Source organism: Secundilactobacillus silagincola (genome assembly GCF_002583405.1).
GTDB lineage: Bacteria > Bacillota > Bacilli > Lactobacillales > Lactobacillaceae > Secundilactobacillus > Secundilactobacillus silagincola.
Genome location: NZ_BCMJ01000013.1, coordinates 13,636 through 28,753, shown reverse-complemented (window position 1 = coordinate 28,753; position 15,118 = coordinate 13,636). Strand labels below are relative to the sequence as shown.

The window sequence follows — 15,118 nt, the reverse complement described above, 5'->3', positions numbered from 1 at the left end:
GCAACGTCTGGACTTAATGAGTTGCATTATCTACCGAATAACCTCGCTTTACTCAATAAAGTAAAGTGACTACTCACTTAGAGTAAACCATGATTGACACCGGTTTCAATAGCATATTAATTTATTAACTTTATACATAAATAAGTTGGAATTTTTTGCCGGAATATGCTTGGAATATTATTCTTAGACAGAGTGCGGAAACAAGTGTTTAGAGACTGGAGTCTAAGGGGGCTTTGGTGAAAATCCTGGTCTTGGGGATTTTTGCCAAAGTCCCCTTAGATGCAAGTCTCTGCTTGTTGGAGCACGTTTAGTAGAAGCGTAAATTTCCGTATTCAAAACAAATAACCCCCGTTTTGATAATGTTCACCAAAACGAGGATTATAAGTAAAAATAGGAATATCCCTTATTTAATTAAATTGAAGTGTTTCAACCCGTTAACGATACCGTCATCCATATTGGAAGTGGTAACGTAAGCAGCTTTCTCTTTAGCCAACTTGTGACCATTAGCCATGGCAATTGGGGTATCCACCATATCAAACATCTGTAAATCATTCAGCTGATCGCCGAAAGCATAAGTATGAACGTTCTCCAAGTGAGCTGCTTCTAGTAAGATTTGAATCCCGGTTCGCTTTGAAACACCAGCATTCATGGTATCCAAAGCCCGTGGGTTATTCCGAACTAACGAAAGTACTCCTTTAAAGCGTTCTTGATATTGTTCTTCCTTATCTTCATTAAAGACGTTCATAAAGTTGATTTTTTCATGATGGTAGAAATCAGGGTCCACTTTAGCATCCAAGCGTAACAGTTTGAAGTTTTCCTTCGTGGCATCATTTTCCTGGCTCAGCCGGAATCCGCGGTTATTAAAGTACCCCACTGGATCACCTTGCTGGTTAGCATAATCAGTAAATTCATCGAGGACTTTTTCTGGGATCACTTCTTGGTGAAGCTTTTTACCTTGATACTGGACGTAACTGCCATTAGCACTGACGATGGTATCAAGACCAGTTTCGTCAAGGACGTATTGCACTTCAAAAATATTACGGCCAGTGGAAATAACGGAAAGAATATTATTCTTTGACATCTGCTTAATAGCATCAATGCTACTTGGCAGAACGTTCTTCTGGTCATCAAATAAAGTCCCATCCAAATCAAAAAATACGATTGCATCATACATCATTCATGCATCCTCCTTTATCCCGTTACATTCATTATACTACGAGTGATTTTGACTCAGGGTTATGACGTCTTATCAACAAATCAATCTTCCAAAAGCCACGTTTCTAGGGAGGTAAAGCGGTTACTATTTAAAAAAATAAAAAGAACATGTAGTATCCATAGAATCTATGGTACACTATATGTTGCATATTTTATTAAAAGAGGGGCTATTATGGTGATTATTACAGCCGGAATGATTGGTGTTGGAAAAACAACTTTAACTGGAATGCTTGCGGAACACTTAGGAACCAAGGCATTCTTTGAACCAGTGGGCGAAAACCCAGTACTACCTTTATATTACTCAAATCCTAAGCAATACGGGTTTTTACTCCAGATTTATTTCTTAAATAAGCGTTTCTCCATGATCAAGCAGGCTCTGGCCGATGATAACAACATCTTGGACCGTTCTATTTACGAAGATGCCTTATTTACTAAGGAAAATAACGCCGAAGGTAACATTAGTGATACCGAACTGTCCGTTTATCTTAAGTTATTAGACAACATGATGAACGAACTGAACTCGTTACCAAAGAAAGCACCAGATCTGCTCGTTTATGCCAGCAGCGATTTTGAAACGATTCTCTATCGGATCAAAAAACGTGGCCGTGATTACGAACAAATCGATGGTCATCCTGAACGAGAAGCTTACTACTACAAGATGTGGTCAGCTTATCAAAAATGGTATGATGATTTTGATGTTAGTCCTAAGATCAAAATTGATCTGCAAAAATACAACCTTGAAGATCCTCAGAACGTACAAGTTGTCTTAAACCAAGTCGACGAAGCGCTCGCTAAGATTAGAAACACTGATTCCATCTCAAACGCGATGTAACCTGTTAAACTAAAACCGGCTCCGATGCATGTGATTATGCACCGGAGCCGGTTTAATTTATTTTAAAAAACAGTTAGTTGCTGATTATCCAAATCAGTTCGAACAATTAAAACATCAGCTTGGGCATTGGCCACAACGTAACTTGCATTAGACCCCATCATCATTCGTTCAACCACGTTAGCACCAGTGGCCCCAATGATGATTAGATCAACTCCCAACAGATGCGGCAGATTTTTAGCCAGTTCTAGTTTGGGATTACCAAACGTGACATGGATTTCAACTTGTTTAACACCATGCTCGATTGCTTGGTCACGGTAGCCCGCAACTAGCTGATCCATTTTACGTTTAAACTCGTCTAATACTTCTGGGTCCACTGCACCAAAACCAAATTGAGACTTGCCAATACTAGTCAGTTTACTAATATTCAGCACACTGACAATATAAAGCGTTGCCTGATTTCGTTTAGCAATCGCAATCGCCTTTTGAACGGCTCGCTTAGCCTGCTTTGAGCCGTCTACACCCACCATCACGTTTTGATAATTACTAAGCTGTGCCAATGTCACCACTCCTTAGTCTGGTAATTCGTTTGCCAGCGCCTCAATTGAACGACCGTAAATCGCCATGGCCATCATTAAATCAGAAATTGGTTGGAACTCGTCCACTTGGTGCATGGTATCTGGCGTATGATCCATGAATAACGCGCCAAATGCCACACCCCGTTTCATCAACCGACCGTACGTACCGCCACCCACAACTTCTGGTTCAGCGGCTTTCTTGCCAGTCATTTCACGATAAGCATCCATTAAAGTTGTCACAATGGGATCCTTAGGGTCAACGTAGTGCGGTACCATCTCACGGCCCTTACTTAATTCAAAGTGGTTTTGATCAGCTACTTGGGTCAGTTTCGTTTGAAGATCATCGGCAGTCATCCCTTTAGGATAACGGAAATTCAATACGATCTTCCCTGGTTGGCCAGCCTCAAAGTCCATAACACCGACGTTCATGGTCAAATCTCCCATAATGTCATCGGTAAACGCTAAACCGAGTTTATGCACGCGAGAATCATCGTGAAGATTACCACCAACAAGTTCTAGGAACGAGCGTGCATCACCACCGAAAGCTAAAGTTTTCAAGAATGATGCCAAATAAGTACCGGCGTTGATGCCGTTTTTAGGCTCCATACCATGTGCTGCTTTCCCGATAACATGGAAATGAACGCCATCCGTATCAATATGAACATCACCAGTAACTGGCGCTTCATCAAGAAAGGCAGTAAAGGCACTTACCAATGCTTCATTATCATCCGTTTCAACAACTGCATGAGCATCCCGTGGCACCATGTTTTCGCGTAAACCCGCACTAAACTGGTTCAATCGGTAATCGCCGCCGTTTGAGCCCTGCGTCGTCAACGTAAAGGTGGCGTTCCCCTTTTCACCGTTGATCAATGGAAATTCAGCATCTGGCGAAAAGCCCATGGTTGGTTCTGGCTGCGTCTCAAAGTAATGGTTCATGCCAGTCCAGTCACTCTCTTCGTCAGTGCCCAGAATGAAACGAACTTTCTTATTGAGTTTAATGCCCTGTTCCTTCAAAATCTTTAAGCCATAGTAACATGCCAGCGCCGGCCCCTTATCATCTGAGGTCCCACGCCCATATAAATTACCATCCTTTTCAGTCAGGGTAAACGGTTCCGTTGACCAACCCTCACCAGCTGGCATCACGTCAACGTGGGCTAGGATAGCAATGGTTTCATCCCCTTCACCATATTCCACAAAGCCGGCTAAATTATCCAGGTTAGTGGTCTTGAAGCCATCACGCTCAGCCATTTTCAAGAAGGCCTGAAGTGCTTCTGCTGGTCCTGGTCCCAATGGCGCGTCAGCCGTTTTTTTTGAATCGTCACGCACACTTTCAATGGCGATCAGCTTCGTTAAATCATCTACGTAAGCTGCTTGGTGTTGCTTAGCAGCTGCTTTCCAATCAATTGACATTTGAGTTCCTCCAATATTGGTTTCTCACGTACTATTCTAGCATATAACGAGGTTTGTGAGGAGCAAACTGCTGGGCTTCAGCTAAATTACACCAGACTTAGACGCGTTTGTCTGAAAGTATACCTATCGAAATTGAATACCGAAATCAATCACAGATTTAAATCATCATGCTATACTCAAGTTAAGTATTTAATTATAGGAAGGCGATAATCGTGGAAACACTCACAAACGAAATTCTTTCTCAAACCATTCGGATTCGGCCAGAGGAAAGTCATAAGGGCACCTATGGTCGGGTATGTTTGGTTGGCGGTAATGATCACTTTGGTGGTGCTATCTTAATGGCAACTGAAGCCAGTGTGTACAGTGGGGCTGGTCTAAACACTACTCTAACCGATTCCAGCAACTTTGTTAGCCTGCACGCCAGAATGCCTGAAGCAATGGTTGCTGATTTTACTAATCACGCCGAATTAACTGACTTGGTCTCATCTGCCAACACAGTTGTAGTTGGTCCCGGCTTGGGAACAACATCCCAGAGTTTAAGCGTGCTTCAAACTGTTTTTGACACCGTTACCCCTACTCAGACACTGATCATTGACGGATCAGCGATTACCCTAGTTTCTGAAAAATCCCTTAAACTACCTCAGGCAAACCTAGTGTTTACACCTCACCAAATGGAATGGCAGCGACTATCCGGCATTAAAATTGCTGATCAAACCGATGCGGCCAACGAAACCGTCCGGCAGCAACTCGGTGGTACTGTCGTCCTTAAATCACATCAAACCAAGATCTACACACCAACTGGCAGTTATTTAAACACTGCTGGTACGCCGGCTCAAGCAACCGGTGGCATGGGTGATACATTGGCTGGTATGATCGGCGGTTTTACAGCTCAGTTTGAGAATCAAACAAATGCCGTTCTAGCAGCAGTTTACGCGCATAGTGCGATTGCGGATGAACTAGCCAAAACACAATACGTGGTTTTACCTACGCAAATTATTCATGAATTACCACGGTTTATGCATGACCATCAACACTAAAAAGCTTCGCCATTTCCCGTTTTGGGAGATTGGTGAAGCTTTTATTTTAATCTTTATTTGATATGCAACATCGTTCTTAATCGTCTCATCCGATCACCTAAGACCGTATCAGCTAACCGTGTGCGAAGAACAAGGTAAACGTACAGGTATCCTGCAATTCCAACTGCAATAACCACCACGATTAAACTACCAACACGTGAGTCAACAACCATAAACGTGGCCAGTAAATGACTCACTAATTGAACCAACAAGTAAGCCACACCGCACATAAGCAGTGAGAATGCCAGGACGCCGTTTACCTTCTTGGAAATAGCTGGGAAGTCAACCCCAAAGGATTTATTCAGCCAGTTTAGGATCAAAATATTAGCAACTAAGAAGCCAAGCGTGGTCGCCACCAACGGACCAAAGACACCCATGTAATGAATGCAGGGCCACTGCAATGCCAGCTTAACGATGGTGCCCACCGCAAAGTAACGAACCGCACGTTTATTCTGAGAAACTCCTTGCATAATAGCGGAAGTGACGCTGAATAGACCTAACATGATTGAAACAAAGGCTGAAAAGGCCAAAACGGCAGTGGCTAAATCTTTGTGAGATGTCCCATAAAAGATGATGTTCAAAGGATGGGCAATAGCTGCCATCCCTAAAGCGCTAGGAATCATCACGAACGCAAACAACAGCATGGCGTTCGTCAGCTGATGACTGATATCTTCACGATCATTGCGTGTATACGCTTCAGACAATAGCGGAACGACGGTAATCGCTAGCGCAGAAGACAGCGAAACAATGATCATGATCAACTTGTTGGCGTTAACACTGAACATGGCGAACAGATTGTTCAGCATCACCGTTGAAGTAATTCCAGTACCGCGCATAAAATTAAAGAAGGTGTATTGATCGATCAACTGAAAAATAGTGATACCAGCGCCAAGCACGATAAATGGCAAGGCTTGCTGTAAAATTTCTTGATAAAGCTGCTTCGCTGGAACGACAATTTCATTTTTACTATTTGCCACCAACGAATTAAACGTCGGTCGGTTCTTAAGATAATACCAAGCTAGCGTCAAGGTCCCCGCAATCGCACCCACACAAGCGGCAAAAGTTGACTGGGAAACAGCGGTCACCCAGCTACCATGAAGCACCCGCATAATGATAAAAGCGGAGCCTAACATGTAGGCTACCCGAGCAAGCTGCTCTACAAATTGCGAAATGGCAGAAGGCGCCATTTGCTGATACCCTTGGAAAAAGCCACGAGAAAGACTCATCACCGGAATAATCAAAACTGCCCAAGCCAGTGAGTGCAGCACGGGTACGACCCGTGCATCACCACCGTCGAACATTGGTGCACCAAAGTAGAGTAACGCTGCACAAACCAGCCCTGTCAGCGCAGCTAGAATAAAGCCATGCTTATACAGTCGAAAACCAACCCCATACTCGTTCATAGCGTTATAATGGGCCACTTGTTTCGCAATTGCCGATGGAATCCCTGCAATAGCCGCAATTAGAAAGAAACTATATATGTTATAACCCTTCCCATAGAGTGCATTACCTTGGAAAAAGTAACTGCCAAACCAGATTCCCCAAGGAATGATGTAGACAGCACCAAGTATCCGGGAGAAAATACTGCCAGCGGTCATCCAAGCGGACCCAGTAACCATCTGGTCTTTTGAATCCGGCGCCGTGTTGCCGTCTTCATTGTGATTTGACATCTCAGTCATTAAAAATACCTGCTTTCATTCGTCCATTTTTTGCAAATTACATTTTATTTTAATATTTTTTTGAGTATTGAGCAATGCTTTCTACTGAAGTCGTTCAATCTCCTACACCATAAGCTTTAATAATAACAGTTTTATAGCTGGTCACGCCAATTTTTACACTTATTTAATAATTTAATCGCTAATGGCAAAATAAAAACACGCTGATTTCTCGGCAAGGAAAAATCAGCGTGTTTTTGTTTAACTCTTATGCCGCCGTGTTAACAAATCTTGTTACTGTCCAATCGCATGAAAGCCAATGTCATGCCGGAACGTATAGCCACTTTTATCAACGTTAGCATCCAGCACAGCGTTAACTTTGGCTTGAGCAGTTTGTAAATCTTTAGCTTTCGTAGTGACCATGAGGACTCGGCCACCATGACTGACAATTTGCTCACCATCTTGACTGACTCCAGCATAGCTAATAGTTACGGCTGAATCCTTAATAACTGGTAACGGACGGCCATTCACAACTGAGCGTGGATAATCACGAGAAGCCACAACCGTACCCAGATAGAATTCACCATTTTGCCATTCGGCCACGGGTTGCTTCCCCTGTTTTAATTGCAGAATCAGGGCTCCCAAATCACTCTTTAGTTGCGGTAAAACCACTTGCGTCTCGGGATCACCCATTCTGACGTTAAATTCGATAACTTTAATACCCGCTGCCGTATTGATCAATCCGGCGTACAGAAAACCGCTAAACGGTGTGCCAGCATCGGCCATACCAGATAAAATAGGTTTAATAATTTGGTCGATTGCCGCCTGTTTCAGACTAGCGTCGACGTGCGGAACTGGGCTATAAGCACCCATACCACCAGTATTAGGGCCTTCATCACCGTCGCTTAACCGTTTATGATCCTGGGCAATCGGCATAGTAATGAAAGTAGTGCCGTTAACCATAGCAAAGAGTGAGAATTCTTCTCCTTGCAGATAGTCTTCAACCAGCAATTTTTTAGACCCGGCAGTCAATAATTTTTCGACTGCATCAGTCGCCTCCTGTGTAGAATTGGCAATGATAACGCCCTTACCCGCGGCCAGACCATCCGCTTTAATCACTAACGGCGGTTGCTGCGCCTGCACGTACGTCAAAGCCGACTTCAAGTCCGTAAACTCCTGATAACTAGCCGTTGGCACCCCACTATTTTCCATCATCTGCTTAGCAAACGTCTTGGATGACTCTAACTGAGCTGCTTGCTTATTTGGTCCGAATATTGGTAAATTTTTAGCCTCGAAATAGTCAACGATACCTGCTGATAAAGGCTGCTCTGGTCCGACTACGGTACACTGAATATGCTGTTTTTCAGCAAATTCAGCAAGCTCTGAGAACGCCATTTCGTCAATCGCAACTGTCTTCACTCTGGGAAGCTTAGCCATCATGACATTGCCGGGTGCTACGTAAACTTGACGGTCCGACACTTTAGCCAGTGTTTGAGCCAAGACATATTCACGACCGCCGCCACCAACCACTAACCAATTTTCCATGTCATTGCCCCCAATTCAATATTAGTGCTTGAAGTGACGTACACCAGTAAAGACTAATGCGATCCCGTATTCGTCAGCTTTATCGATGGATGCTTGATCTTTAATGCTGCCACCGGGTTCAACAATGGCTTTAATGCCATGTTTTGCAGCGTATTCAACACAATCGTCCATTGGGAAGAACGCATCTGATGCCACTACTGCTTCATCGTAGCCCGACTTTTCTTCAGCTTTGTCCACCGCAATCTTCAAGGAGTCGATCCGGTTCATCTGACCGGCACCAACGCCCAAGGTTTGGTTAGCAGTAGTAACGACAATAGCATTACTCTTCACGTGTTTAACCACTGTTTGCCCAAATTCCAGCGCCTTTAACTGAGCTTGTGTTGGTTGAGCCTTAGAGACAACTTTGAAATCACTAGCAGTTTCATGAACCGTATCAGCATCTTGATACAAAGCACCACCGAGAACCGTGACCATATCTTTTTGATTAGGATTCATCTTACCAAAGTCCAGGGTCATGATTCGTAAGTTTTTCTTCTTAGCCAAAACCGCATAAGCATCGTCATCGAAAGCCGGCGCAATAATAATTTCTAGGAATAAAGCGTGCATCTTTTCGGCCGTTGCCAAATCCACTTTGCGGTTCAAGGCAATAATGCCGCCAAAAATGGAAATTGGATCGGACTCATAAGCTAAGTTCCAAGAAGTCAGCAGGTTGTCACTTACCCCAATTCCACACGGGTTCATATGCTTTAAAGCAACTACGGCTGGTTTGTCAAAATCAGCAATGATTCGTAAAGCAGCGTCAGCATCCCGGGTATTGTTGTAAGAGAGCGCCTTACCATGAAGTTGTTTGGCATTAGCCAGTGAATAATGATCTGGGATCGGTTCCTTATAATAAGCAGCAGCTTGATGGCTATTTTCACCATAACGCATATCTTCAACTTTTTCGTAAGTCACCGTCAGTTTATCTGGGAATGGTTCTTCGGTCATATACTTAGCAATCAGCGCATCATAAGCCGCCGTCTGACGAAAGACCTTAGCTGCTAAATGCCGGCGATAAGCCTTATCTAACTGATCCGCGTCAAATCGTTTCAAAAATTCTGAATAATCGGCTTGATCCGTAATCACCGTAACATCTTGAAAATTCTTGGCGGCAGCGCGGAGCATCGAAGGGCCACCGATATCGATTTGTTCGATTGCTTCGGCATCCGTCACACCGTCTTTTTGAATTGTTTCTTTAAAGGGGTACAAGTTGACACAAATGAGATCAATTGGTTCAATACCATTTTCCTTTAATTTAGCCATGTGCTGAGGATTATCCCGTTTCGCTAAAATACCAGCGTGAATCCGAGGATGCAAGGTTTTTACCCGCCCATCCAGCATTTCCGGAAAGCCCGTCACGTCCTCAACGGGGGTCGCTTGGACACCACCGTCAACCAACGTCTTTAGGGTTCCGCCTGTAGAAATAATTTCATAACCGCGCTTGGTCAGTTCTGAACCAAATTCCACGATGCCAGTTTTATCAGACACACTCAATAATGCTAATTTAGCCAAATTAAAGCACTCCTTTTTCAATTAATTGACGTACTGTTTTCGGGTATAACTGATGTTCAACAGAATGAATCTTAGCTTCTAAAGTTGCTAGCGTATCCTGATCCGTTCGTGAAACCGCCTCCTGAGCAATAATCTCACCTGTATCGACCCCGCCATCTACATAATGAATCGTCACACCAGTTACTTTAACACCGGCATCGTAAGCATCTTCAATACCGTGACGACCCGGAAATGACGGCAATAACGCAGGATGAATGTTAATGATTCGCCGCGGAAACGCCTTGAGTAAGGTTGGTCCGACGATACGCATGTAACCGGCCAACACTAAACCGGTAATGTGGTAAGGTGCCAGATTTTGCAATAAAGTTTGTTCCCTTGACGCTTTATTAACGCCCTTTTTAGGCAATGACAGGATCACTGGAATCTGATGATTCTTTGCTCGCTGAATCACCGGTACATCCGGTTGATCACAAACTAAAACACAGATTTTAGCTGGTAGATCAGCGTTGACTAACGCTTCAAAATTAGTCCCGTTGCCGGAAGCAAAGATAGCAATCCGAGCCTCATTCTTGATATTGGACTGGTTGTTCACGTCGCTTCACCACCTTACCAATCTTTTGGTATGCCGTTTTTTGATTATCTAAAACTACTGTGACTTCATCGACCTTCGCTGGTGAGACCACCAAAACCATCCCAATACCCATATTGAAGACCTGTCGCATCTCTGCTGTAGTGACTTCGCCAGCAGTTTGTAAAACGTTAAAAATCGCGGGTACCTGCCAGCTATTAGGATCAATCAAAGCAGTTAATGTTGCTGGAATCATGCGGCCAAGGTTATCCGCCAGACCGCCACCAGTAATATGCGCCATGGCATGCAGACTACCAGCCTGAATCAAGGGATAAACTTGTTTATAATACAATTTTGTGGGGGTTAACAACTCATCAATCAGCGAATGTTTCAACCCAGAATAAACCTGGTTTAAATTCAAATCAGCATCTTGAATGATTTTACGAACCAGTGAATAACCGTTGGAATGAACACCGCTGGAGTCCAAGCCGATGAGTAAATCGCCTTCTTGCACGTTCATCGAACCAAGCAAGCGGGTTTTATCAGCGATACCAACCGCAAAACCGCTTAAATCGTAATCCGCTGAGCGATAAATACCTGGCATTTCAGCCATTTCGCCGCCAATCAATGACAAGCCGGCTTGTTGACAACCTTCAGCGATGCCCTTAACAATCGTCATCACCTTGTCAGGCTCTAGTTCACCCAAGCCGATATAGTCCAGAAAGAATAACGGCTTAGCTCCCTGTGCCAACACATCATTAGCACACATTGCGACGAGATCGATACCAATCGTAGCGTGCTTATTGGCTTCGATTGCCAGTAATAACTTGGTACCAACCCCATCCGTACCAGAGATCAGCACTGGCTGTTTAAGCTGACTAACCTCTGAAGTCAATTCATATTCAGCGCCAAAACCACCTAAGCCACCTAGGACATTGGCATCGTGCGTTTGACTAACGATGGTCTTAATATCACGAACTGCTTCCTCACCAGCGTGAATATTCACTCCTGCTTGTTCGTATTGACTGGTCAAAGTTTATTCGCTCCTTCATATAATCCTAGACGTGCAACTTCAGAATCAAAGCCGGCCTGGTAATCGTAAAGTGGGGTTGGATATTTACCATCAAAGTATGCCGTACATAGACCATGATTAGGTTGATCATTCAAGTCGCCAATGGATTTAACTAACCCATCAACACTCAAGTATGCCAAAGAGTCAGCCCCAATCATCTGGCAAATTTCTGGTACGGAATGATTAGCCCCAATCAGCTCCTTAGTCGTTTGAATGTCAATACCATAATAGCAAGGAAACTTTAGAACTGGGGAAGCAATTCGCACGTGAACGGACTTGGCCCCGGCTCGTTTAAGTAAACCAACAATGTAGCCACTAGTTGTGCCGCGAACGATGGAATCATCGACCAACACAATGTCCTTGCCTGCCACCACTGATCTCACAACTGATAATTTCATGCTGACCCCACGAACTCGTTTAGCTTGCGTCGGTTCAATAAAGGTCCGGGCAACGTACTGGTTCTTGATCATTCCCATGTCGTAATGAATGCCACTGGCTTGCGCATAGCCGATTGCAGCTGACAGAGATGAATTCGGTACACCAATGACAACGTCAGCCTTAACTGGTGCTTCTTTAGCGATGGCTGCTCCCATTCGTTTACGGGCTTCATGGACACTAATTCCCCGAATGACTGAATCAGGTCGGGCGAAATAGATATATTCCATTGAACAAATCGATAAATGAGTATCAGTGGTGAAATGATCAATAGTCATGCCGTCATCTGTCACAATAATAACTTCACCAGGTTCCACGTCCCGTACGAATGTGGCACCAACTTGGTCTAACGCACAGGTTTCACTGCAAATGACGATGGCACCGTCGTTCATTTTACCAATTACTAAAGGCCGGAAACCATTTGGATCAAGGGCAGCCACCATCATTTTAGGGGTCATTAACAAGTAAGCAAACCCACCACGAAGCTGATTTAAAGATGCTTTGAGCTGTTCAATAAAATCTTTTTGAGAGCTCGTTTGAATTAATTCACCCAGCAATTCACTATCGGAAGTGGCTTGAAACTGGACACCTTTTTCTTTCAATTCATGTCGTAAGTGTGTGGCATTGGTTAAATTACCGTTGTGGGCAAGCGCGAACTGTCCCTCAGCCGGATAATCAAAATACATCGGCTGGATATTTGCAATCCCGTGATTTCCTGCGGTTGCATAACGAACGTGACCGATTGCAGCGTGACCAGGTAAAGAAGTCATTTTCTGAGGATCAGAGAAAACTTCACCTAACAGGCCTAGGCCACGTTGACGGTGAAACTGACCACCCTGATTACTCACGATGCCAGCACCTTCTTGACCACGATGCTGAAGGCTGTGCAGACCATCGTAGGTCAACTGGGCCGCATTGTCATGCCCCCAGATACCAAACAGCCCGCATTCTTCGTTAAGTCCTTTTATTTCATTAGGCATCCTAGAGCACCTCCGAAAGTAGCTTTAAGATCAGCGCAACTCGCTTTCAATTCGCCATCGGCAGTCGTGAGACTCACTTGATCTTGATCAGTGGTGTGCCCCAGTAAAACTGCTTGGTTACCTGCCAACGCTTCAAACTTGGCTTTGTTTTCTGCGTCTACGCTGACAATAAAGCGTGACTGAGTTTCGCTGAACAATTGTGCATTCGTTAAACTGGTTCGACCTTCAAAGCCCAGACTAGAACCGAATAACGCCTCTGCCAGCGCAACACCTAGACCACCTTCGCTTAAATCATGAGCACTCTCAAGCAGATTTTTTCGGATGGCTTTTTGAGTCAGTTGCTGATGAGCTGTTTCGGCATCCAAATCAAAATTCAGTTGACCGGTTGGCGGTACTTGGCCCTGTAGCTTCTGGAGTTCTGAGCCAGCAAAATCATCACCAGTATCACCAATGAGATACACTGCGTCGCCAGCATGCTTAAACGATTGAGTCGTAATGTAATTAATATCTTCAATGAGTCCAACCATGCCAATCATTGGCGTTGGATAAATTGAATGCCCATCAGTCTCGTTATACATAGACACATTTCCGGAAATAACTGGTGTATCGAATCTTTCGCACGCCTGAGCAATTCCTTGAACTGATTGATCCAGTTCCCAGTAACTCTCGGGATCATCCGGACTGCCAAAGTTCAAACAGTCTGTAATTCCAATTGGAACACCGCCGCTAGCAACGATATTACGTGCTGCTTCACTAACCGCAATTTGGCCGCCAACAAAGGGATCAAGGTAAATATAACGCGCGTTGCAGTCAGTCGTCATGGCCAAGGCTTTCTTGGTGTGACGCACTCTAACCACCGCTGCATCACTACCAGGTGTTACCGCCGTGTTCGCTTGAACCTGTGAATCGTACTGTTTATACACGGATTCCTTAGAGGCAATGGTTGGCTGAGCCAGTAAGGCTTTCAACGTCTCCCCCGGATCTTTAATCGTTGGTGTTTGAGCTGGCTGACTGTTTTCCAAACGTGCTGGTTTACGACTTGGCTGCTCATGTTCCACAACGTCATCGACCAAACTGGTTACCGGAACATCAGTCACTAACTGGCCATGCTGATAAAGCCGGTACTGTCGGTCATCCGTAACGTGACCAACTACCACAGCGTCCAAATCATACCGGGCAAAGATATCTAAAACAGTCTGTTCTTCACCCTTCTTGACGCACAGCAGCATCCGCTCTTGTGATTCTGATAACATGATTTCGTAAGCACTCATCCCCGGTTCACGTTGGGGAACTAAATCCAAGTTCATGGTGACACCGCTTTTAGCTTTTGATGCCATTTCAGCTGAGGATGACACTAGGCCCGCAGCACCCATGTCCTGAATACCCATCAAAATTTCGGCGTGATCATGAATAATTTCAAGGCAGGCATCCGTCAGTAGTTTTTCCATGAACGGATCACCAACTTGGACGGCTGAACGGTCCGCCTCTTTTTCTTCACTGAATTCGTTTGATGCAAACGTAGCGCCATGAATCCCATCACGACCAGTTTTAGCACCAACGTAAATGATGCTGTTACCAGTTCCCTTAGCACGACCTTGTTTCAAATCAGCTTGATCCATTAAGCCAACACACATAACGTTAACTAGCGGATTGCCATCATAAACCGCGTCGAACCCGATTTCACCACCGACAGTTGGAATCCCAATACAGTTACCATAAGCAGCGATTCCAGCAACGATTTCGTTTACTAAGTAACGATTCTTGGGATTATCCAACTCACCAAATCGGAGACTATCTAATGAAGCAATGGGCTTGGCACCCATGGAGAAAATGTCGCGGATGATACCGCCGACACCGGTTGCAGCACCTTCAAAGGGTTCCACAAAACTGGGATGGTTATGACTTTCTGCCTTGAACACCACTGCTTGACCATCACCGATATCCAAAACACCAGCACCTTCGCCGGGACCTTGGATAACTCGAGAACCATCATTCCAAAACTTCCGCAGAATGGGCTTAGAATTCTTGTATGAACAATGTTCACTCCACATAACCGCGAATAAACCGGTCTCAGTATAATTTGGTAAACGACCAATTAACTTTTGGGCAATGTAATCATATTCCTGCTCTGAGAGTCCCCAAGCTTCATAGGGTTTTTGTTCACGAATTTCTTCTGGTGTTAGTTCCGTTTTTAGTTGCTGCAT

At 44.5% G+C, this 15,118-nt stretch carries 12 protein-coding genes; 2 read left to right on the top strand and 10 right to left on the bottom strand.

Going from position 1 to position 15,118, the window contains the following annotated elements; all coding sequences use genetic code 11:
• Positions 1 to 403: 403 nt before the first annotated feature.
• The gene (locus tag CES82_RS11055; protein WP_098826312.1) at positions 404 to 1,174 is read right to left on the bottom strand and encodes a Cof-type HAD-IIB family hydrolase; all 771 of its coding nucleotides are present in this window, start codon (positions 1,172 to 1,174) and stop codon (positions 404 to 406) included.
• A gap of 213 nt (positions 1,175 to 1,387) precedes the next feature.
• On the opposite strand from CES82_RS11055, the gene CES82_RS11050 reads away from it, so the two are divergent.
• Positions 1,388 to 2,047: a deoxynucleoside kinase gene (locus CES82_RS11050; protein ID WP_098826268.1), complete on the top strand. Its 660-nt coding sequence runs from the start codon at positions 1,388 to 1,390 to the stop codon at positions 2,045 to 2,047.
• A 62-nt stretch (positions 2,048 to 2,109) separates the two neighbouring features.
• Here the strand turns inward: CES82_RS11050 and CES82_RS11045 are convergent, their stop codons facing one another.
• Together CES82_RS11045 and pepV are read right to left on the bottom strand one after the other, a co-directional pair.
• Complete coding sequence (locus tag CES82_RS11045; RefSeq protein ID WP_225364902.1) at positions 2,110 to 2,604, bottom strand: universal stress protein; 495 nt, start codon at positions 2,602 to 2,604, stop codon at positions 2,110 to 2,112.
• A 12-nt stretch (positions 2,605 to 2,616) separates the two neighbouring features.
• Positions 2,617 to 4,032, bottom strand: coding sequence for a dipeptidase PepV (gene pepV, locus CES82_RS11040; protein WP_098826267.1), 1,416 nt, complete (start codon positions 4,030 to 4,032; stop codon positions 2,617 to 2,619).
• 212 nt (positions 4,033 to 4,244) lie between these two features.
• Between pepV and CES82_RS11035 the strand changes: the two genes are divergently transcribed.
• Positions 4,245 to 5,069, top strand: coding sequence for an NAD(P)H-hydrate dehydratase (locus CES82_RS11035; RefSeq protein ID WP_098826265.1), 825 nt, complete (start codon positions 4,245 to 4,247; stop codon positions 5,067 to 5,069).
• A 53-nt stretch (positions 5,070 to 5,122) separates the two neighbouring features.
• On the opposite strand, the gene CES82_RS11030 is transcribed toward CES82_RS11035, so the two are convergent.
• The 7 genes from CES82_RS11030 to purL form a co-directional block, all read right to left on the bottom strand.
• On the bottom strand, positions 5,123 to 6,787 hold the full coding sequence (locus tag CES82_RS11030) for a putative polysaccharide biosynthesis protein (RefSeq protein WP_439959065.1): 1,665 nt from the start codon (positions 6,785 to 6,787) through the stop codon (positions 5,123 to 5,125).
• Between the two features lie 270 nt (positions 6,788 to 7,057).
• Positions 7,058 to 8,308, bottom strand: a complete 1,251-nt coding sequence (gene purD, locus CES82_RS11025; RefSeq protein WP_098826263.1) for a phosphoribosylamine--glycine ligase — start codon at positions 8,306 to 8,308, stop codon at positions 7,058 to 7,060.
• Positions 8,309 to 8,329: 21 nt separating this feature from the next.
• Positions 8,330 to 9,859 carry a bifunctional phosphoribosylaminoimidazolecarboxamide formyltransferase/IMP cyclohydrolase gene (gene purH, locus CES82_RS11020; protein ID WP_098826261.1) on the bottom strand — a complete coding sequence of 510 codons (1,530 nt, stop codon included), beginning with the start codon at positions 9,857 to 9,859 and terminating at the stop codon, positions 8,330 to 8,332.
• 1 nt (position 9,860) lies between these two features.
• The gene (gene purN, locus CES82_RS11015) at positions 9,861 to 10,451 is read right to left on the bottom strand and encodes a phosphoribosylglycinamide formyltransferase (protein WP_225364901.1); all 591 of its coding nucleotides are present in this window, start codon (positions 10,449 to 10,451) and stop codon (positions 9,861 to 9,863) included.
• On the bottom strand, positions 10,423 to 11,460 hold the full coding sequence (gene purM, locus CES82_RS11010; RefSeq protein ID WP_098826259.1) for a phosphoribosylformylglycinamidine cyclo-ligase: 1,038 nt from the start codon (positions 11,458 to 11,460) through the stop codon (positions 10,423 to 10,425). The genes purN and purM overlap by 29 nt, the downstream gene beginning before the upstream one ends.
• Positions 11,457 to 12,914, bottom strand: a complete 1,458-nt coding sequence (purF, locus tag CES82_RS11005) for an amidophosphoribosyltransferase (protein ID WP_098826258.1) — start codon at positions 12,912 to 12,914, stop codon at positions 11,457 to 11,459. The genes purM and purF overlap by 4 nt, the downstream gene beginning before the upstream one ends.
• Positions 12,899 to 15,118: a phosphoribosylformylglycinamidine synthase subunit PurL gene (gene purL / locus CES82_RS11000; RefSeq protein WP_098826256.1), complete on the bottom strand. Its 2,220-nt coding sequence runs from the start codon at positions 15,116 to 15,118 to the stop codon at positions 12,899 to 12,901. The genes purF and purL overlap by 16 nt, the downstream gene beginning before the upstream one ends.

Coding starts and splice junctions, on each gene's coding strand:
- CES82_RS11055 (WP_098826312.1), bottom strand. CDS start 1,174: ATGTATGATGCAATCGTATTTTTTGATTTGGATGGGACTTTATTTGAT.
- CES82_RS11050 (WP_098826268.1), top strand. CDS start 1,388: ATGGTGATTATTACAGCCGGAATGATTGGTGTTGGAAAAACAACTTTA.
- pepV (WP_098826267.1), bottom strand. CDS start 4,032: ATGTCAATTGATTGGAAAGCAGCTGCTAAGCAACACCAAGCAGCTTAC.
- CES82_RS11030 (WP_439959065.1), bottom strand. CDS start 6,787: ATGACTGAGATGTCAAATCACAATGAAGACGGCAACACGGCGCCGGAT.
- purD (WP_098826263.1), bottom strand. CDS start 8,308: ATGGAAAATTGGTTAGTGGTTGGTGGCGGCGGTCGTGAATATGTCTTG.
- purF (WP_098826258.1), bottom strand. CDS start 12,914: ATGCCTAATGAAATAAAAGGACTTAACGAAGAATGCGGGCTGTTTGGT.
- purL (WP_098826256.1), bottom strand. CDS start 15,118: ATGCAGCAACTAAAAACGGAACTAACACCAGAAGAAATTCGTGAACAA.